This is a genomic window from Amorphus suaedae, assembly GCF_053629675.1.
Genome location: NZ_JBRJIT010000002.1, coordinates 1,255,750 through 1,273,612 on the forward strand (window position 1 = coordinate 1,255,750; position 17,863 = coordinate 1,273,612).

General features: G+C 67.9%; 19 protein-coding genes. 10 read left to right on the forward strand and 9 right to left on the reverse strand.

All coding sequences use genetic code 11. The features are described from left to right. Positions 1 to 120: 120 nt before the first annotated feature. Complete coding sequence (locus tag AB7M35_RS19555) at positions 121 to 978, forward strand: carbohydrate ABC transporter permease (RefSeq protein WP_453962098.1); 858 nt, start codon at positions 121 to 123, stop codon at positions 976 to 978. A 28-nt stretch (positions 979 to 1,006) separates the two neighbouring features. On the opposite strand, the gene AB7M35_RS19560 is transcribed toward AB7M35_RS19555, so the two are convergent. Then, positions 1,007 to 1,711, reverse strand: coding sequence for a methyltransferase domain-containing protein (locus AB7M35_RS19560; protein ID WP_453962099.1), 705 nt, complete (start codon positions 1,709 to 1,711; stop codon positions 1,007 to 1,009). 173 nt (positions 1,712 to 1,884) lie between these two features. Here AB7M35_RS19560 and AB7M35_RS19565 point away from each other — a divergent pair, with 173 nt between their 5' ends. Further along, on the forward strand, positions 1,885 to 3,027 hold the full coding sequence (locus tag AB7M35_RS19565; RefSeq protein WP_453962100.1) for an isobutyryl-CoA dehydrogenase: 1,143 nt from the start codon (positions 1,885 to 1,887) through the stop codon (positions 3,025 to 3,027). Between the two features lie 30 nt (positions 3,028 to 3,057). Here AB7M35_RS19565 and AB7M35_RS19570 read toward each other — a convergent pair whose 3' ends face one another. The 5 genes from AB7M35_RS19570 to dctP all read right to left on the reverse strand — a co-directional run bounded on the left by AB7M35_RS19570 (position 3,058) and on the right by dctP (position 7,387). Beyond that, a complete protein-coding gene (locus AB7M35_RS19570; RefSeq protein ID WP_453962101.1) occupies positions 3,058 to 3,435 on the reverse strand; it encodes a RidA family protein in 378 nt (125 codons plus the stop codon). Continuing rightward, positions 3,432 to 4,301: an alpha/beta hydrolase gene (locus tag AB7M35_RS19575; RefSeq protein WP_453962102.1), complete on the reverse strand. Its 870-nt coding sequence runs from the start codon at positions 4,299 to 4,301 to the stop codon at positions 3,432 to 3,434. The genes AB7M35_RS19570 and AB7M35_RS19575 overlap by 4 nt, the downstream gene beginning before the upstream one ends. Positions 4,302 to 4,466: 165 nt before the next feature. Further along, positions 4,467 to 5,759: a TRAP transporter large permease gene (locus tag AB7M35_RS19580; RefSeq protein ID WP_453962103.1), complete on the reverse strand. Its 1,293-nt coding sequence runs from the start codon at positions 5,757 to 5,759 to the stop codon at positions 4,467 to 4,469. Next, the gene (locus AB7M35_RS19585; RefSeq protein WP_453962104.1) at positions 5,756 to 6,283 is read right to left on the reverse strand and encodes a TRAP transporter small permease; all 528 of its coding nucleotides are present in this window, start codon (positions 6,281 to 6,283) and stop codon (positions 5,756 to 5,758) included. The genes AB7M35_RS19580 and AB7M35_RS19585 overlap by 4 nt, the downstream gene beginning before the upstream one ends. Before the next feature lie 117 nt (positions 6,284 to 6,400). Beyond that, positions 6,401 to 7,387 (reverse strand): TRAP transporter substrate-binding protein DctP, encoded by a 987-nt coding sequence (gene dctP, locus AB7M35_RS19590; protein WP_453962105.1) that lies wholly within the window; start codon positions 7,385 to 7,387, stop codon positions 6,401 to 6,403. A gap of 153 nt (positions 7,388 to 7,540) precedes the next feature. On the opposite strand from dctP, the gene AB7M35_RS19595 reads away from it, so the two are divergent. After that, positions 7,541 to 8,233, forward strand: coding sequence for a GntR family transcriptional regulator (locus AB7M35_RS19595; RefSeq protein ID WP_453962106.1), 693 nt, complete (start codon positions 7,541 to 7,543; stop codon positions 8,231 to 8,233). A gap of 71 nt (positions 8,234 to 8,304) precedes the next feature. Here the strand turns inward: AB7M35_RS19595 and AB7M35_RS19600 are convergent, their stop codons facing one another. Beyond that, complete coding sequence (locus tag AB7M35_RS19600) at positions 8,305 to 9,123, reverse strand: LuxR C-terminal-related transcriptional regulator (protein ID WP_453962107.1); 819 nt, start codon at positions 9,121 to 9,123, stop codon at positions 8,305 to 8,307. A gap of 492 nt (positions 9,124 to 9,615) precedes the next feature. Between AB7M35_RS19600 and AB7M35_RS19605 the strand changes: the two genes are divergently transcribed. The 5 genes from AB7M35_RS19605 to AB7M35_RS19625 all read left to right on the forward strand — a co-directional run bounded on the left by AB7M35_RS19605 (position 9,616) and on the right by AB7M35_RS19625 (position 14,085). After that, positions 9,616 to 10,842 carry an acyl-CoA dehydrogenase family protein gene (locus AB7M35_RS19605; RefSeq protein WP_453962108.1) on the forward strand — a complete coding sequence of 409 codons (1,227 nt, stop codon included), beginning with the start codon at positions 9,616 to 9,618 and terminating at the stop codon, positions 10,840 to 10,842. A gap of 5 nt (positions 10,843 to 10,847) precedes the next feature. Beyond that, positions 10,848 to 11,420 (forward strand): NAD(P)H-dependent oxidoreductase, encoded by a 573-nt coding sequence (locus AB7M35_RS19610; protein ID WP_453962109.1) that lies wholly within the window; start codon positions 10,848 to 10,850, stop codon positions 11,418 to 11,420. Between the two features lie 69 nt (positions 11,421 to 11,489). After that, complete coding sequence (locus AB7M35_RS19615; RefSeq protein ID WP_453962110.1) at positions 11,490 to 12,293, forward strand: alpha/beta fold hydrolase; 804 nt, start codon at positions 11,490 to 11,492, stop codon at positions 12,291 to 12,293. A 32-nt stretch (positions 12,294 to 12,325) separates the two neighbouring features. Then, positions 12,326 to 12,769: a cupin domain-containing protein gene (locus tag AB7M35_RS19620; protein ID WP_453962111.1), complete on the forward strand. Its 444-nt coding sequence runs from the start codon at positions 12,326 to 12,328 to the stop codon at positions 12,767 to 12,769. A gap of 50 nt (positions 12,770 to 12,819) precedes the next feature. Then, positions 12,820 to 14,085, forward strand: a complete 1,266-nt coding sequence (locus tag AB7M35_RS19625) for an MFS transporter (protein WP_453962112.1) — start codon at positions 12,820 to 12,822, stop codon at positions 14,083 to 14,085. Between the two features lie 88 nt (positions 14,086 to 14,173). Here the strand turns inward: AB7M35_RS19625 and AB7M35_RS19630 are convergent, their stop codons facing one another. Both AB7M35_RS19630 and AB7M35_RS19635 read right to left on the reverse strand, forming a co-directional pair. Continuing rightward, positions 14,174 to 14,965: an IclR family transcriptional regulator gene (locus AB7M35_RS19630; RefSeq protein WP_453962113.1), complete on the reverse strand. Its 792-nt coding sequence runs from the start codon at positions 14,963 to 14,965 to the stop codon at positions 14,174 to 14,176. Positions 14,966 to 15,070: 105 nt separating this feature from the next. Beyond that, on the reverse strand, positions 15,071 to 15,985 hold the full coding sequence (locus AB7M35_RS19635; RefSeq protein ID WP_453962114.1) for a hypothetical protein: 915 nt from the start codon (positions 15,983 to 15,985) through the stop codon (positions 15,071 to 15,073). A gap of 204 nt (positions 15,986 to 16,189) precedes the next feature. On the opposite strand from AB7M35_RS19635, the gene AB7M35_RS19640 reads away from it, so the two are divergent. Together AB7M35_RS19640 and AB7M35_RS19645 are read left to right on the forward strand one after the other, a co-directional pair. Next, the gene (locus AB7M35_RS19640; RefSeq protein ID WP_453962115.1) at positions 16,190 to 17,188 is read left to right on the forward strand and encodes a TRAP transporter substrate-binding protein; all 999 of its coding nucleotides are present in this window, start codon (positions 16,190 to 16,192) and stop codon (positions 17,186 to 17,188) included. A gap of 73 nt (positions 17,189 to 17,261) precedes the next feature. Then, complete coding sequence (locus AB7M35_RS19645) at positions 17,262 to 17,861, forward strand: TRAP transporter small permease (RefSeq protein ID WP_453962116.1); 600 nt, start codon at positions 17,262 to 17,264, stop codon at positions 17,859 to 17,861. Positions 17,862 to 17,863 lie beyond the last annotated feature (2 nt).

Here is a 17,863-nt window from a genome sequence, read left to right on the forward strand (position 1 = left end):
AAATTTCGAACGCCAAAGACGCAACTCATACGAGATTAACATTAGTAATAATCAACCAATAATTGCAAACACAATGACGTGCAACGGCTCGCGGTCGTGGGGACGGGAGGGCGAAGGCCGATGAGCGCTTCCGCAGATGCAGCGTTGCTCACCGATCGGAAGCGGACGCGGGCACGGCCCCGCATCAGCCTCGATGCCGTCGGCGCCATCGTCCTGGCGGTGGTCTGGATCTCGCCGCTGCTGTTCGCCGCCTGGGCGGCTTTTCATTCCGCCACGGCGGCCGTATCGCTCGATCCCACGGCGCCGTGGACGCTGCAGAATTTTCGCACCGTGTGGGCGAGCGCACCGTGGCTCGGCTACTTCCTCAACACGGTGCAGCTCGTGAGCCTGGTGCTGGCCGGGCAGTTCCTGCTGTGCACGCTGGCCGGCTTCGCGTTTGCCCGGTTCGAGTTCCCGGGCCGCGACATCCTGTTCGTGCTCGTGCTGCTGCAGCTGTTCATCCTGCCCGAGGTGCTGATCGTCGAGAACTACGCCATCGTCTCCAGCCTGGGACTGTTCGACACCACGCTCGGCATGGGCCTGCCCTACATGGCGAGCGCCTTCGGCATCTTCCTGCTGCGCCAGGCGTTCAAGTCGGTCCCGCGCGAGCTCGAGGATGCGGCGCGCGTGGAAGGATGCTCGTGGATGGGCGTGCTGTGGCGGGTCTACGTGCCGGTCGCCCGGCCGACCTATCTGGCCTACGGGCTGGTGTCGGTGGCGACCCACTGGAACAACTTCCTGTGGCCGCTGATCATCACCAACTCGGCCGAGGTCCGGCCGCTCACGGTGGGGCTGTCGCTGTTCGGGGCGCCGGAAAGCGGCGTCGACATCTCCGTCATCAGCGCCGCGACCCTGATGGTGATCGCGCCGCTGCTGGTGGCCTTCCTGATCTTCCAGCGCCAGTTCCTGCAGGCGTTCCTCACCGCCGGCATCAAGTGACGCGGCTGTCCGCCGAGGCCGGCAGCGTCTACCGCTTGCAGAACCGGTAGAGCGTGCAGGGCTGGCGCAGCTCGAAGCCGCCGTCGACGGACGTCGAGACCCGGGCGAAGCGATCGGCCACCGCCGCCACCACCTCGGGCTGCCGGGCGCGCTCGGCACGGGCGGCGTCAACCTCCACCGCGTCGCGGATCATTGCGTCGTGGGAGGCGTGGATGCGGGCGATCTCGTAGGACACGGTTTCCTCCAGCACGAACGGGGCCGGCGGCGCGGCCAGCAGCGCCTGGGACCGGGTCCGGACCTCCGTCTCGTCCTCGATGGGGGCGAGGACCTCGCTCATCGGTCCGGTCGGCAGCGGTTCGATGGCGATCAGCGTTCCGTCCGGGGCGAGGACGCGGGCTGCCTCGGCGAGGACGGCCGTCTGCAGGCCGGCCGGCACGTGGTGGAAGCTGAACACGAAGCACGCGCAGTCGAACGATCCGTCGGCGAACGGCAGCGTCCGTCCGTCGCCGAGCGCCAGGCGTTTGCGATCGATGCCGGCGGCGGCGGCGCGATTGAGGGTCTCCTGGGTGACCTCCATGCCGGTCGCGTCGGCGCCGCCCGCGAGCAGCTGCTTCAGGAACGCGCCGGATCCGCAGCCGATGTCGAGGATCTTGCGGCCGGCCACCGGAACCAGGCTGGCGAGCCTGGCGAAATGGGTTTCGGCCGGTGACGGCGGGGTGGCGGCTGCGTCCATCTGGTCTCTCCCGGGTGTGACCGAAGTTCCTGTCGGTGGCCCGTTTCTGAACGATGGCGTGGAGGTCGGCAATGCCCGCGTGGTTACCGGGATGACGAACCGGCACGGGTGCGTCATGCTTCGGCCCAGGCGGCCAGGCCGCCGGTACCCCGACGCAGAAGCAGGGCGGCACAATGGATTTTACCTACAGCGAGGAACAGGCGGCGATCCGCGACATGGCGGCGGGTTTCGCCGCCGACGAACTGGCGCCGCACGCGGTCGGCTGGGACCGCGACAAGATCTTCCCCGTCGAGACCCTGCGCAAGGCCGCGGCCCTCGGCATGGGAGGGATCTACGTGGGCGAGGACGTCGGCGGGTCCGGCCTGTCGCGCCTGGAGGCCGCGCTGATCTTCGAGGCGCTGTCGACGGGATGTCCGTCGGTGGCCGCCTACCTGTCGATCCACAACATGTCGGCCTGGATGATCGACCGTTTCGGCTCGGACGCCCAGCGTCACGCCTTCCTGCCCGATCTCTGCACAATGACGACGATGGCGAGCTACTGCCTGACGGAGCCCGGCTCCGGCTCGGATGCGGCGGCGTTGAAGACGCGCGCGGTCCGCGATGGCGATGCCTACGTGCTCGAGGGCCAGAAGCAGTTCATCTCGGGGGCGGGAGCGAGCGACGTCTACGTGGTCATGGTGCGCACTGGCGCCGACGGGCCGAAGGGGATCTCCACCCTGGTCGTTCCGCGCGACACGCCCGGCATGAGCTTCGGCGCCAACGAGGCGAAGATGGGCTGGAACGCCCAGCCGACGCGCGCGGTGATCTTCGAGGGAGCGCGGGTGCCGGTCGAAAACCGGCTCGGCGAGGAGGGCGACGGCTTCAAGATCGCCATGGCCGGCCTCGACGGAGGACGCCTCAACATCGCCGCCTGCTCGCTGGGCGGGGCCCAGGCGGCGCTCGACAGGACGGTCGGCTACATGGCCGAGCGCTCGGCCTTCGGCAAGGAACTCCGGGATTTCCAGGCGTTGCAGTTCAAGGTGGCCGACATGGCGACCGAGCTGGAGGCGGCGCGGACCTTCCTGTGGCGCGCGGCGGCGGCGCTCGATGCGAAGGCGCCGGACGCGACAAGGCTGTGCGCCATGGCCAAGCGCTTCGTCACCGACGTCGGCTTCGAGGTGGCGAACCAGGCGCTGCAGCTCCACGGCGGCTACGGCTACCTGTCGGAATACGGGCTGGAGAAGATCGTCCGCGACCTGCGGGTCCACCAGATCCTGGAAGGCACCAACGAGATCATGCGGATGATCGTCGCGCGCGACATCCTCGGCGTGCGCTGACGCGCCTGGCGCGTGCGCGGGGACGCCGCCTCAGAGCGTGAGGTCGGCGATTGCCGTCATCTCGATCCGCATGCCCGGCGCGACCAGCCCGGCAACGACGAGGCTGGCGCGATTGGGGTAGGGCGGCGCGAAGAAGCGCGCGTAGACCCGGTCGACGGGCGCCATGTCGGCCACATCGAGCAGGAAGATCTGCACCTGGACCACCTGGTCGAGCCGGCCGCCGACCTCCGCGAGCGTCTTCTCAAGATTGGCGATGGTGAGCTCCGCCTGCTCCTCGATCGAGCCCTGGAGAATGGTGCCGTCGTCCTGCACCGGGCCATGGGTCGCGTAGAGCATGTCGCGGGCGCGGATCGCCCAGGAGAACGGCTGGCCGGGGGTCGGCAGGCCGCCGGTCACGTGGTGCTTCATCGCGTTTCCTCCCTCATCCGGGCGAGATCCCGGTACCAGCCGTGCGCCGGATCGATGAGCGCCAGGTGGGTGCCGAAGTGGTCGGTGTCTTCGAGGCGGGTCCGGTGCGGGAGTCCGAGGGCCGTCAGGCGTTCCGCGGCCTCGGCGTTCGACCGTCGCACCCGCTCGCTGTCGCGCAGGCCCCAGGTGAGGAGCAGCGGCATGGCGAGCCGGTCGAGCCACAGGAGCGGGCTTGCCTCCGCATCCTGGTCCGGCGAGGCGAGCACCATCTCGTAGACCCGAGCCTCGAGACTGTCCGGAGCAGGGGCCTCGGACCTCAGGTCGAGGATGCCGCTGATCGGCAGGCAGCCATGAAACGCGCTGTCGGGCAGGTCGTGGGGCGCCCGGAGGTCGGGACGAAGCGCGATCTGGGTGGCGACGTGGCCGCCGGCCGAGTGCCCGGCGAGGAACAGCCGGTCCGGGTCGCCGCCGAACGCCGCAATCCGCCGCCGGATGGCGGCGAGCGCCGTCATGGCGTCGTGGATGAACTGCGGATAGCGGACGCCCGGCGCCAGCCGGTGGGTCGGTGCGACCAGGATGGCGCCCTGCGCGGTGATCCCGGGGGCCATCAGCCCGTTGAACTCCCGGTAGCCGTTGGTCCAGCCGCCCCCGTGGAAGACCACGATCACGTCGCGGCCGCTGCCCGGTTCGGCGGGCGTGAACACGTCGAAGAGCTGCCAGGAGGCCGGGCCGAAGCGCTGGTTGCGGTGGGCGACCACCCCCGGCCAGTCGCCGGCGGACGCGGCGAGGGCCTGGGCGGCGTAGAGCTTTGCCGCATGGAACGGCAGCTCCGGCTGCGGCTCCAGCGTGAAGAAGGGATGGGTCATGACGGGTACTGGATGCTGTGACGGCGGGGCGACCTGTCACCATCGACAAGGCGCCACCGACCGGCGATGAACCCCGCGTCCGGCGACGCGGGGCAGGCGATGGTGCAGCGGCTGCGCCCGCCGGTGCCGGTCGCGAAGGCGGCTTTGGTGTCCGTCATCGCACGCTCAGGAATAGCCGAAGAGGCGGGGGAGGAAGAGCGTGATGCCGGGGAAGATCACCAGCAGCGCCAGCAGGACGATGAGCGCGAGGAAGAAGGGCACGATGGCGCGGAAGATGCGCTGGAGGGGCACGCCGGTGAGGGAGGCAAGCACGAACAGCACGAGCCCGTAGGGAGGCGTGATCAGCCCGATCATGAAGTTGATGATCAGCACGACCCCGAAATAGGTGAGGTCGATCCCCAGGGCCTTTGCCGTCGGCAGCAGGAGGGGAACGATCACCAGCAGGATGACGGAGCCGTCGAGGAAACAGCCGACGATCAGCAGCAGCGCATTCACCGCCAGCATGAACTGGAGATGCCCAAGCTGCATGTGGTTGATCAGGCTCGCGAGGGCCTCGGCGAGCCCCTCGTTGGCAATCGCGTAGTTGACCACGAAGGCGCTGGCGATGAGCAGCATGGTCGACGCCGTCTGGCGGACCGAGTCCCGAAACGAGGTGCCGACCTGTCCGAGCGAGAGGCTGCGTAGCAACAGGCTGCCCATGATGATCGCCCAGAGCGCCGCGACGGCCGCGGCCTCGGTGGGCGAGAACCAGCCCGACCAGATGCCGCCGAGCAAGAGCACGGGCAGGGTCATGGGCAGCCCGGCGCGTCCAAGCCGGGGAAGCGCCTCGGCCAGCGGAACCGCCTTGCCCGGGGGCAGGTCGTGGCGGCTGGCGACGGCCCAGACCGTCAGCATGACGGTGATGCCCATCAGCAGGCCGGGCACGATGCCGGCGAGGAAGAGGGCGCCGACCGAGGCTCCCGACAGCATCGCGTAGATCACCAGCGGGATGGACGGCGGGATGACCGAGGCGGTGACCGACGCGGCCGCCGCCACGGCCACGGCGAGCTCGCCGGGGAAGCGGCCGATCTGGCGCATCATACGGATCGACACGATGCCGGGGCCGGCGGCGTCGGTGACGGCGGAGCCGCTCATCGACGAGAAGATGAGGCTGACGAGGACGGTGACGTGGCCGGTGCCGCCCCTGAGCCGCCCCATCAGCGTGTCGGCCGCGTCCCACAGCCGTTCGGAGATGCCTGATGCGTTCATGACGTTGGCGGCGAGGATGAACATCGGGATCGCCACCAGCACGTAGAGGCCGGTCATCTGCCCCATCACCTGGCCGGCGAGCAGGCCCACGTCCTGGCCGGTGGCGAGGAAGTAGGCGGCGCCGGCGGCAAACATCGCCAGCGCCAGCGGTAGCCGCAGGACGGCGCCGGCGACGAAGACGGCGAGCAGGACGTAGAGGCCGGGCGTCATAGGCTTTCCTCGGACCGGCCGTCGAGCTCGGCAAGGGCGCGCCGCCAGTCGCCGAACAGCAGGCGCGCGATCAGCACCAGAAGCCGCAGCGATATGGCGATCAGGAAGACGACGAAGATCGAATAGACCCGGTCGAGCGGGATCGTCAGCATGTCGGTGGTGGAGATGTGCATGAACAGCACGTAGTCGACGATGCCGTAGATCGAGGCGCCGATCACGCCGACGAAGCCGATCGCGCCCAGCAGCACCATGAGGCGCCGGCCGGCGGGCGGGACCAGTCGGTAGACGACGTCGAAGGAAATGAACTCTGACCAGTCGAGCACGAAGGCGCCGGCCCAGAACACAAGCCAGGTGGTCAGCAGCGTGACCGCCTCGTCGACCCAGCGGACGGGCTGGTCGGCCAGATAGCGCATGCCCACGCCATAGATGAACAGCGCGAACGTCGCGATCATTGCTGCGGTGGCAAGCAGGCTGGCGGCCTGCCTGAGCCGGCTGGCGACGCGTGGCAGGGGGGAAAGGATCATGGGCTGGGCCTTCCGGCGGCCGGGATGCGGGACATGTCGGGGCCGGCCGGTTCCGATCCCGCGGATCCGAACCGGCCGGGCGTCACGCACGTCCCGCCATCGGGGGATGACGAGCCGCTAGTTCGCGGCTTCGATCTTGTCGGCGAGGCCGGGCTTCCACTTCTCGGTGATGCCCTTGCTGTTGTATTCGGCCCAGACGGCCTTGCGGAACAGCTCGGTGTCGACCGGGGTGATGGTCATGCCCGCGGCCTTGAAGGCATCGACGGCGTCCTTCTCGGAAGCCAGCGTCTCGGCGATCTCGGTATCGGCGGCCTCGCGCGTCAGCGTGCGCAGCGTCTTCTGCTGCTCTGGCGTCAGCCCGTCGTAGGCCTTCTTGGAAATCGCGAAGAAGACCGGCTGGACGAGGTGGTCGGTCTGCACGAGTTGCTTGGTCACCTCGTCGAACTTCCAGTCGCGGGTCAGGTTGGTCGGATTGTCCTGGCCGTCGATCGCGCCGGTCTTCAGCGCCAGGTAGACCTCGGTGATCGGCATCGACACCGGATTGGCGCCGAGCGCGTCGGCGAGCAGCTGGAAGGCGGGTCCGGGCGGCATCCGCAGCTTCACGCCGGCCAGGTCCTCGGGCTTGGCGACCTCGTGGACGCTGGCGAGGTTGAGGGTGCGGGTGCCGAGATAGCCGGTGTCGAGAATGATGACGCTCGTCTTGTCCTCGACGTCCTTGGCGAATTCCGCGCCGATGTCGCCGCGGAAGACCTCGATCATCTGGGCCGCGTCCTTGAACAGGTAAGCGGCGCCAAACACACCGTACTCGGGCAGCTGCTGCTCGATCTCGAAGGTGATCGGCGAGGACATCTCGAGGTTGCCGCGCTGCAGGGCGGGGAACTCGGTGCCCTGCTTGAACAGCGAGCCGGAGTGGTGAACCGTGAACTTCACGTCGTCCGGATAGGTCTCGTTCATCCCATCGGCGATGTGCTGGAAGGCGCGGGTCAGCGGGGAGTCGCCCGGCCCGGCGGTGGAGATGCGGACTTCGCTGGCGGCTTGGCCGGGCAGTACGGCGCCGAGGCTGCAGGCCAGGGCGAGTGCTGGAAGGAGGAGGCGGCGGGTCATCAGATGTTTCTCCGTGTCGGGTGGGCCTGCTGGGTCCGGAGGCCAGGCGGCGCCTGCGACATCCGGGCTGGGCCACGCCGTCGCGGGTCGGTTATCGTTTACATAGAATGAGTGTTGTTTTATAAAATCTGCAAGTCAATATGAAATGGGCCGATGACGACCGAACCCCTCACAGCCTACGAACTCCTGCGTCGCGAGATCCTGAGCAGCGCGCTCGCGCCCGGCGAGCGGCTGCGCGTCTCGGAGCTGAGCGCGCGCTATGACCTGGGCCTGACGCCGGTGCGCGAAGCGCTCATGCGGCTCGCCTCGGAGGGGCTCGTGCAGAACGAGGCCAACCGGGGGGCGCGGGTGAGCGCCACCACGGTGGAGGAACTGCACGACCTGATGCGGACCCGCCGCGAAATCGAGCGCTGCTGCCTGGAACGCGCGATCGCGCGCGGCGATGCGGAGTGGGAGGCGGAGATCCTGCGGAGCTTCCACCTCTTGAGCCGGGCGGCACTGCCGGCCGACCGGGAGGACCATGCGGCGGCCACCAAATGGGAGGTGCTTCACCGCAAGTTCCACCTGGCGTTGGTGTCGGCCTGCGATTCGCCCTGGCTGCTCAAGTTCTGGCAGACGCTGACCGACCATTCGGAGCGCTATCGGAACCTGAGGGTGCTCACCTACCGCCAGATCGGCTTCGACGCGCGCAGCATGAACGGCGAGCACGAGGCCATCGCGCAGGCCGTTCTTGCCCGCGATACCGAGCAGGCGGTCGCGCTGATGAACGCGCACCTGACCCATACGGAGCTGGCGGTGGAGAAATTGCTTTCGGCGCAGGACGCTCAGTCGGAAGCAGTGAGCTGACGCCCAGCCCGGTCACATGATGCCCGTTGCGCCCTTCGGACCGTGCGCGTGAACGCGTCGTGTGCGCGCGATCACTGGGCGGTGCGGGTGCGCAGCAGCATGGCGGCGAGCTCGGTGCGGTTGCGGGCACCGGCGCGGCGGCACAGGTTGGTGACGTGTTCCTTCACCGTCTGGTCGGAGATGCCCATTTCCCGGGCGATCGTCTTGTTGGTCTGTCCCATGCACAGGAGCCGCGCCACCTGCGCCGAGCGCGGCGGCAGATCCATGGAGAGACAGGTGTCGCGGCACACGGCCGGCAGCGCGCCGGACGCGTAGGTCCGCGGCGCGGACCGATCGTCGGTGACGACCGGATGGTCGTCGAGGTCGCCGCTGCGCGCCAGCGCGGTCAGCGCGATCGACGAGGCCCGGCACAGGAGCGCCATCTGCTGCTTCATGCGGTCGGAGTAGGGGGCGTCCCGGTCGCCGTTCGCCGTGTAGAAGACGCCGACGATGGCGTCCTCGCAGCGCAGCGGCCCGCACATGTTGTGGCCGAACCCCCACGAATGCAGAAGCTCGTACGACTCGCTTCTCGACCAGGACAGCGGCCCGAAGAACGAGGCGCCGTCCACGACCTGCCCGGTGCTGCGAATGCAGTCGATGATGGGATCCGACTTCGCCATGCCGCGGCTGTAGTCGTCCAGGAAGCCCCTTGGCGTGTGGTAGCTGTAGAGAAGCCGTGGCTCGTCGGCGACCAGATAAAGCCCGACCGTGGGGGAGCCGCTCAAACGCACGATCGCGCGCCGGCACGCTTCGCCCAGCCCCTCCAGGGAGCGGCTTTCGGCGATCGTCATGAGGCTGTCCGCGAGCAGGCCCGCAGTCGCCGTGTCACGATAGTCTCGAACCCCCGGCATCATCCCCTCCCGAGTAGCAGTCCGAACAGGCCTCCCCTCGCTCCCCAGCGCGCGAAAGTCTGAGTTGAGCGTCCCCCGGAAGGTTTCTTGGATCAGGCGGCGACACCTGATCGACAATCGATGCGCCGGAAGAACTTCATCCTGCGGCCGACATGAAAGTCTGGCCAAGCGATCTTTGCGGTCAAGCCCGAATTGTTCGCAGACCTAGCTCATGGAATGAACTGGGCGCAGTTCCCATCAGATTAGTCGGCTTTCCGCAAGCGCCGCAGCCCCCCATGCGGGGGGATTGCCGATCCGGGCGCGGCCGCCCGAGCATTCCCGGCACTGGAGACCTGGAAAGCGCCGCCGCCTTACTTGGCCGAAGCGCTGGACAGGCGGGCAAAAAACAGCGCGCCGCGCCGGATTGCACCGTTTTCCGCCTTCCGAGCCGCGCGCGGCCACGCCGACCGCGCGGTCGGCGCACGATCCGATTGTTCTGGAGGACCCCACGCGATGAGTTTGTCCCTGGCCACCGCCATTCCGCACGCAGCGCCCGATGCGGCCGAGCTGCACGCGCGCCTCGACGCCCTGCTGCCGCTGATCGAGGCCAAGGCCGACGAGGCGGAAAAGCTCGGCCACATGACCGACGAGGTGGTCGCGGCGCTGCGCGAGGCCGGCATCTACACGATGCTGTTCCCGAAGGAGGTTGGCGGTTCCGAACTCTCGCACTTCGAGGCCATGAAGATCGTGGAGCGGCTCTCCTATGCCCATGCTTCGGCGGGGTGGTGCTCCATCGTCAACAACATGGAGGGCACCACCATGGCCCTCTACATCGAGGACGCGGGCATCGCCGAGGTCTTCAAGGACGGCGTCGACATCACCATCGCGGGCAACGGCGTGCCGCGCGGGTTCGCCCGCCCGGTGGACGGCGGCTACATGATCAAGGGCAAGTGGGCCTACGCCAGCGCGGTCCAGCACGCCGAATGGATCCATACCGGCTGCTTCATCACCGACGATGAAGGCCAGATGGTCATGCAGCCCAACGGCCAGCCGAAGATCGTCATCTGCCATCATCCGCGCTCGACGATCGAGCTGCTCGGCAACTGGGACGTGCTCGGGCTCCGGGCGACCGGCAGCTACGACTACAAGCCGGCCGACGCCGAAGAGATCTTCGTGCCGACGCACATGACCTACGACTTCGACATCGGTGCGCCCCGCCGCGGCGGTTCGCAGGGGGTGCTCGGGCTCGCCGGCTACAGCGCCTGGGCGCACACGAGCTGGGCGATCGGAGTGGGCCGGCGCGTTCTCGACGAGCTGGTGAAGGTGATCGTCCAGCGCTCCGATCCGTTCGGCAAGTCGGCCGAGAGCGCCAGCTTCAAGTTCCAGTTCGCCCAGGCCGAGGCCCGCTTCCGGGCGGCGCGCGCGCTGACCTACGAGACGTGGCGCGGCATTTCGGAGACCTGCGCGGGAGGCGACGCGCCCTCCCAGGAACAGATGACCATGGCGAAGCTGACGCTGCGCCACGTCCACGACGTGATCTCCGAGGTCGGCACCTTCGCCCATCGCGCGGCGCGCGGCGCGTCGCTGCACAACACGCCGATGCAGCGCTTCTACCGCGACATCCACGCCGGCACGCAGCACATCCTGCTGGCCGACCAGATCGTCGAGGAATGCGGTCGGGCGCTGATGGGCATCCCCGATCCGGACGCCCAGTGGACCGTCTTCGGCGTCGCCGGGTGATCCCGATGGGCGGGCGCGAGCAGTCGGTCGGCGGTGCGGGTCGGGTGGTCGCGTTCTGCGGCACGAGCTGGCGGCCGGCCAAGGCGCGGCTGCTGGTCGAGGCGGTGGCACAGGAGCTCTTAAGTCGCCACGCGGTGGAAACGGCGACGCTCGATCTGGTCGACGTGGGACCGGGCATCGCCACCTTCACCCGCGCGGGTCTCAGCGCGGACGCGCTTCGGGTGATCGAGGCGATCGAATGCGCCGATGCGCTGATCATCGGCAGCCCGGTCTTCCAGGGCTCCTATCCGGGCCTGTTCAAGCACGTGTTCGACCTGATCGCCCCGGGGGCGCTCAAGACCCGCCCGGTACTGCTCACCGCGCGCGGCGGCGGGCTCCGCCACTCGCTGATGGTCGAGCACCAGCTCCGCCCGCTGTTCGGCTTCTTCGAGGGCTCCACGGTCTCGACCGCCGTCTACGCCGGCGCGGTCGACTTCGTCGACGGTCGGCTGGAGACGCCGGCCGTGCATGCGCGCATCGCCGATGCCGTCGACCAGTTCGCCGCGCTGCTGACCCGCCGCCACGCGGCGGCCGCCTGAGCCGGGCGCGGCACCCGCCGCGGCCGCCGCCATCACCGGACCGATCCACGACAGGGGGACTTTCCAGGCATGACCGCCACCGCAACGCGACCCGGCCTCGACCTGACCGGCTTCACCCAGGCCGAGCACGACATCAACGGCGTCAGGACGGTGGTCCTGTCGATCGGCGAGGGGCCGGTGCTGGTCTTTCTCCACGGCACCGGCACCTTCACCGGCTTCGAGGCGGCGCGGGAGTGGGCGACCTCGCACACGGTGCTGATTCCCTTCCATCCCGGTTTCGGACTTTCCGGTGACGGCGAGGGCCTCGACACCATCGAGGACTACGTCCTGCACTACATGGACCTGTTCGACCGGCTTGGCCTCGATACGCTCGATCTGGCGGGATTTTCGCTGGGGGCCTGGATCGCGGCCGAGTTCGCCGTGCGCCAGCCGGAGCGGGTGCGTCGCCTGGTGCTGATCGGGCCGGCGGGTCTCGTCGACGAGGAAGTGCCGGCGCCGGATCTGTTCCAGATCGCGCCGCCGGAACTGCCTTCCTATCTCGCCCACGATCCGGCGGCGGCGCTGCGCTATTTCCCGTCCGAACCGGACCCCGACTTCGATGCCGCGCTCGGCCGCGAGATCGGGTCGCTCGCCAAGCTCGTCGCCGCCAATCCCCAGGGCAACCCCAAGCTCTCCCGCTGGCTCCATCGCCTGACGATGCCGGCGCTCCTGCTGTGGGGGGCGGCAGACCGGCTGCGGCCGACTGGCCAGAGCAAGACGTGGCTGCGGCTTCTCCCCGATGTCCGCCTCGAGCTGGTGGAGGCGACGGGCCACCTCGTCCTGGAGGAGACGCCCGCCTCCGCCTCCATCGTCACAGATTTCCTTGCCGGCTGACCCGACCTTCTTCCCTGAAAGGACCACCCACAATGATCGACATGCCACCCGGCATCACCGACGCGGCGAACGCCTACGACGAGGCCGTCTGGGACATCCTCGGCCAGACCTACACGCTGAAGCAGGTCTCCACGTCGTCGATGGCCTGGCACGCCAAGTTCCCGCCCGGAACCTTCGTCCCGCCGCATGTCCATCCGACCCAGGACGAATTCATCTACGTGCTGAGCGGTCGCTACGACCTGTGGCTGGACGGCAAGGACTTCACGGCGACGGCGGGCGATCTCGTGCGCATGCCGATGGGCATCCCGCACGGCATCTTCAACAAGTCCGACGCGGACGCGACCAGCCTGTTCTGGGTCGCCCCGACCCGCTCGCTGCGGGAACTCTTCGAGCGCATCCACAACGTCCCCGATCCGGCCGAAGTCGTGCGCATCGCCGCCGAGCACGAGGTGGATTTCCTGCCGCCGCCGGCCTGAGGCGGCGAGGGGAGCCGGACGTCAACCAGACAATGATGAGGGGTCATACGATGAACTGGGAAAGCCTTTCCGACGCCGACAGGGCGCGGATCAAACGCTGGCAGGTAGGGATGCTCTTGCTCGCCCTCGTCTGCGAAATCTTCCTCGCGGCCGACTGGTACGCCTTTGCCGCGGTCGTGCCGTTCATTTCCGAGACGCTGTCGCTCGATCCGGCACAGGCGGGGCTCGCCCAGGGCATCTTCGCGCTCACCTACGGCATCGGAATGGTGGTCTGGGCGCCGTTCAGCCGGACCGTCTCGGCGCGCACCCTGCTGCTGATCGGTCTCGCCGGCACGGGGCTGGGGATGGTCCTGCAGGTGTTCGTGCAGAACTACACGCAGTTGCTGCTCCTACGCCTCGCCATCGGTTTCTTCGACGCGGCGATCTTCCTCGGCAACATGAAGCTGATCTTCGACTGGTTTCCGCAGCGCCGGCGCGGCGCCATCGTCGGCATGATCCTGGCCGCCTACAGCCTCGCGATCACGCTGGACTTCGCGCTCGGCATCCCGCTGACGATCGCGGTGGGCTGGCGCACTTTCTTCGCGGTGCTGGCGATCGGAACGCTGATCGTGGCGGTGATCGACATGATCGCGGTCAGGGCAGGGCCGGCGGCCATCGGGTACACCGGCTTCCGCTGGGAGGATGAACCGCCCGTCGCGCACCTGCCGGTACGCGAAGTGTTCCGCTCCAAGTGGATCGCGGTCGGCGGCTTCGGCATCGCCGCCTGCACCTTCGCCATCGCCGGCACCGCCACCTGGGTGGTGCCGACCTTCATCACAGTGCAGAACATGCCCGTCGAGTCGGCGGCGCTGATCGGCACGCTGATGGGGCTCTCGCAGGTGGTGTTCCTGGTGATCGGCGGCTACATGGCCGACAATCTCGGCAAGACCTTCATGATCAAGCTCACGGCGTTCCTGGCTCTGCTGACGGCGATCATGTTCCTGTCGAGCACGCTCTATCCGCTGCCGTTCGGCGCTCTTGTGCTCTACGCGGCCCTGAGCGGACTGGCGGTGCTGGGCGGCGGCGCGATCTTCTCCCTGATGAGCGAGAAGTACCACGACAGCCTGGCGACGGCGGCCGTGGGCTACGCGGAGGTGTTCGGCATCCTGTCGAGCTTCGCCTCGCCCTGGCTGATGGGCGCCCTTATCAAGAGCTCGAGCGGGTTCACCGGCGCTTTCATCGCGTTCGCGGTGATCGAGGCGCTGTTCCTGGTGGTGCTGCTGGTGCTGGCCCGGGAAACCCGGTCCAACGCGTTCGCCGCACAGCCGGCCGAGTAGGCGACCTCCGACAGGGGCCGTCCCGGAGCGCCAAGCGCCCCGGGGCGGCCCGGCATGTTCTTCCCGCGTGGCCTTGCGCCGTCGCGCGTCAGACTGTCCGGTCGGCCGCCCGGACCGGCTCGCGGAAGCCGAGGTTGGCCGAGATCTTCCGGGCTGCCTCGCGCAGATGCTGGAGCTGTTCGTTGGTGGGCGTCTCGCCGATGAACTGGATCGAATCGGTCATCGCGATCGAGCCGGCATATTTGCCGAACGCATCGAAGATCGGGGCGGCGAGGGCGTTGAGCCCGATCATCGCCTCGTTCGGCGCAACCGCCCAGCCGTGGCTGCGCACGGCGGCGATCTCCTCGCGGAAGCGGACGGGATCGGTGATCGTGTAGGGCGTGATCATGCCGAGCCCTTCCGCGGTGACCTGCTCCAGCAGTTCCGGCGCCCCGAAGGCGAGGGTGATCTTGCCCTGGGCGCTGCCGTTGAAGGTCAAGAGCGAGCCCGGCTTGACCGCGATCTCGATGTTGGAGCGGCTGGGCATGATCAGCAGGATGCGGTTGCCCTCCTTCTCCGGCAGGCTGATCGCCACCGCGTGCCCGAGCGCGTCGCGCAGCTCGCGCGCGATGTCCCGGGCGGCGGTGGCCAGCTCGAAGCTTTCGCTGACCGCCTGGCCGAGCGCCATCAGGCGCGCGCTGATGCCGTAGCGCTCGGTGTCGTCATTGCGGATCAGGTAGCCCGCGGAAACCAGCGTCTGGAGATGGCGGTGGATGCGGCTCTTGTTGGTGTCGAAGTGGCGGGCAAGCTCCGTCACGCCGACCGAGGTCTGGCACTGGGCGACGTACTCCAGGATGTGAAGGGCGAATTCGACTGCCTGGATGCCTGATGGTCGCGTCATCTCTCACTTCCGACTGGGCGGTCCGCCCGATCGCGGTGATCCCGGTCCTGGCGACCGGAAATCATCGCGATCAATCTTCCTGTGTCCGAGCCGGATACGGGCGGCTCAGTTCGCGGTGCTTTCGCCCGGCATGGGATACTCGTCGGCATTCAGCACCCACCCCGGCTGCCGCGAGAAGTCGTCACGCGGCGGGGAGAAGATGTCGACAAGCTGGTTGAGCCCCTGGTCCATGCCGCGGGAGGTGTGGATGGCCGGCGGAGGGATGACCGTCAGCGAGGGCGACCCGCACCGGGCGTGCTGGTCCTCGCGCCATGTGCTGAGATCGGTCGTCCACGGCCAGCGCAGATGATGCGTATACGACCCCTCCAGCGCAAGCGAGCCCTGTTCGAAGTCGTCGTGGTGGTGGGGTGACAGCTTCGTCGTGTCGCGCGGGCCGTCCTGGGGATCGAGGTAGTTCACCATCAGCGTCGTGCAGCGGAAGATCCGCCCGAACCGACCCTTCGTCTGCGGCACGTCGAGGCTGTAGACCCGGACCTTGTAGCCGCCGCGCGGCTCGGGCCACGGCTCGAAGGGCGGAATGTTCGGATGCGGCTCGGCATAGGAGGCGGCGTTCGAGCACAGCGCGTTCAGGTCCTCCGACTGGGTCGAGAAGATCCGCACCGCGCGGCCGCCATCCGGCAGCTCGATCCGGCTGTCGCCGGGCGGCAGGATAACCAGCGAGAAGCCCGGAACGTCGTGGGTCGTTCCGCCGGCCGACACGTACGCCGAGGTGCCCCGGTCGGGCAGCAGGAGGACGTACTCGTCGATCTGGTCGTGCCGCTCCAGTACGGCTCCCGCCTGCGCTTCCGTGTGCGCCACCAGGAAGTTCTGGCCGCGGGTGATCCACGTCTTCGTCGCCCCGTCCTCAAGCTGCGGCGCGGTCTCGTAGAAGAGGCCGAAGTCCGCGCCCACGAAGGCTTTCGGGGCCGGTTTGGCCGCGCTGGCGGCAAGGCGCGCGCGCGGGTCCGTTTGGTCGTACATCGAAAGACCTCCCTTTCGTGATGTGATGCCAGTGTTCTGTCAGAGAGAACGTATGCGCTAAAAATGAGATGCGATGGGCGGTGCCTGTCAAGCGCAATCTGGAAGGTTTTTGTTCGGGAATGGCGCTTGACAGCCGAGATGTCCCGTCAAACAATCGATAAATAATAATACTGTTCTGCAGAACAAAACACAGGGAGGGTGCCAATGCCAACTCGTCGAGAGGTTCTCGCCGCCTCGGGTGCGGCCGCCTTTGCACTGGCGATGCCGAGCATCGCCAAGGCGTCGCCGATCAAGATGCGCCTCGCGCATGCGGCCAATGAAATCCACCCCGGCCACATCGCGGCCGTGGAGTTCAAGAAGGCCCTGGAAGGGCTTCTGCCGGGTCAGGTCGAGGTCACGATCTTCCCCAACCGCCAGCTGGGCGACGACAAGCAGAATCTCGAGTCCGCGATGACGGGGACCAACGAGCTGGTGGGCGCGAGCGGCGTTCTCTATCCGCTCGTCACCGGACGTCCGGCGCTCGACGCCTATCAGCTTCCGTTCCTGATCAAGGACTACGAACAGTTCGGGAAGCTCGCCACGGGCGAGATCGGCCAGAAGATCCTCGACGACCTGGCGCCGGCCGGCCTGATCGGCCTGCAGACGACCGACATCGGACAGCGCAACTTCGCCAGCGTCTCCAAGCCGGTCCGCAAGGTCGACGACTTCGCCGGCCTGAAGACCCGCATCGTACCGGTTCCGTTGCACAAGCAGATCTGGGAGACGATCGGCGTCGCGCCGGTCGGGTTGCCTTACGGCGAGGTGTACGGCGCGCTGGAGACCGGCGTCATCGACGCCTGCGAGATCAACGTCTCCTCGATGCTCGGCGAGAATCTCTGGGAGGTCGCCAAGCATTTCACGCTGACCGGCCACTACCCCTGGCACAACGTCATCGCCGCCAACAAGGCGTTCTTCGACGGGCTGCCGCCGGAGGTGCAGGAGGCCATGCGCAAGGCCGGGCGCGACTCCATCATCCCGACGCTGAACTACACCAAGACCCAGGACTACGAGGGTCGCGACGAGCTGCGGGCGAAGGGCGTCGAGATCTACGAGCTCGAGGACCTGCCGGCAATGAAGGAGCGGGTGGCGCCGCTGATCGCCCAGTGGAGCGAGAAGTCACCGCTGATCGCCGAGTTCGTGGTCGCCGCACGGGCCAACTCCTGATCGTCGTCCGGCGGGCGCAGGCTGCTGCGCCCGCCATGTCCACGGCAACGCCTCTCTCAGGGATCAAGGTCGCATGAACGCGATGCCGGCCCGGATCGGGCCTCTGGCACGGATCTACGGCGCCTACGCGCGCCTGATCAATGTCCTCGCGGGCACGTCGATGGCGGTGGTGGTCGTCATCATGGCCGTCCAGGTCGTCGCCCGCTACGTGTTCAATGCGTCGCTGATCTGGGCCGAGGAACTCTGCCGCTACATCCTGGTCTGGCAGACCTTCCTGTTCATCGGCATGGCCTATCAGCGGGGCGAACTGATCGCGGTCGACGTCGTGCCTCTGATGCTCAGGCCGAGCTGGCGCCTGGCGCTGAAGATCGTGGTGAGCATCCCGATCCTGATCTTCCTCTGGCTGATGATGGTCAACGGCTACATCTACGCCGCGCGGTTCCAGAACCAGGGACTGCCGGCCATCGACTTCATCTGGATGTCGATCACCGGCCACGGCATCCACATCTCGGTCTTCTGGGTCTACGTGTCGGTGGCGGTTGGCAGCGCGCTTCTGGGGCTGCACATCATCGGTGCGATCGTGGTGGATGCGCTGACGCTGCGGGGCGACCGGAGCGACCAGAGTGACCAGAGCGACCAAACTGCGCCGACGGTGACCGGGGGAGCTCTGTAGCG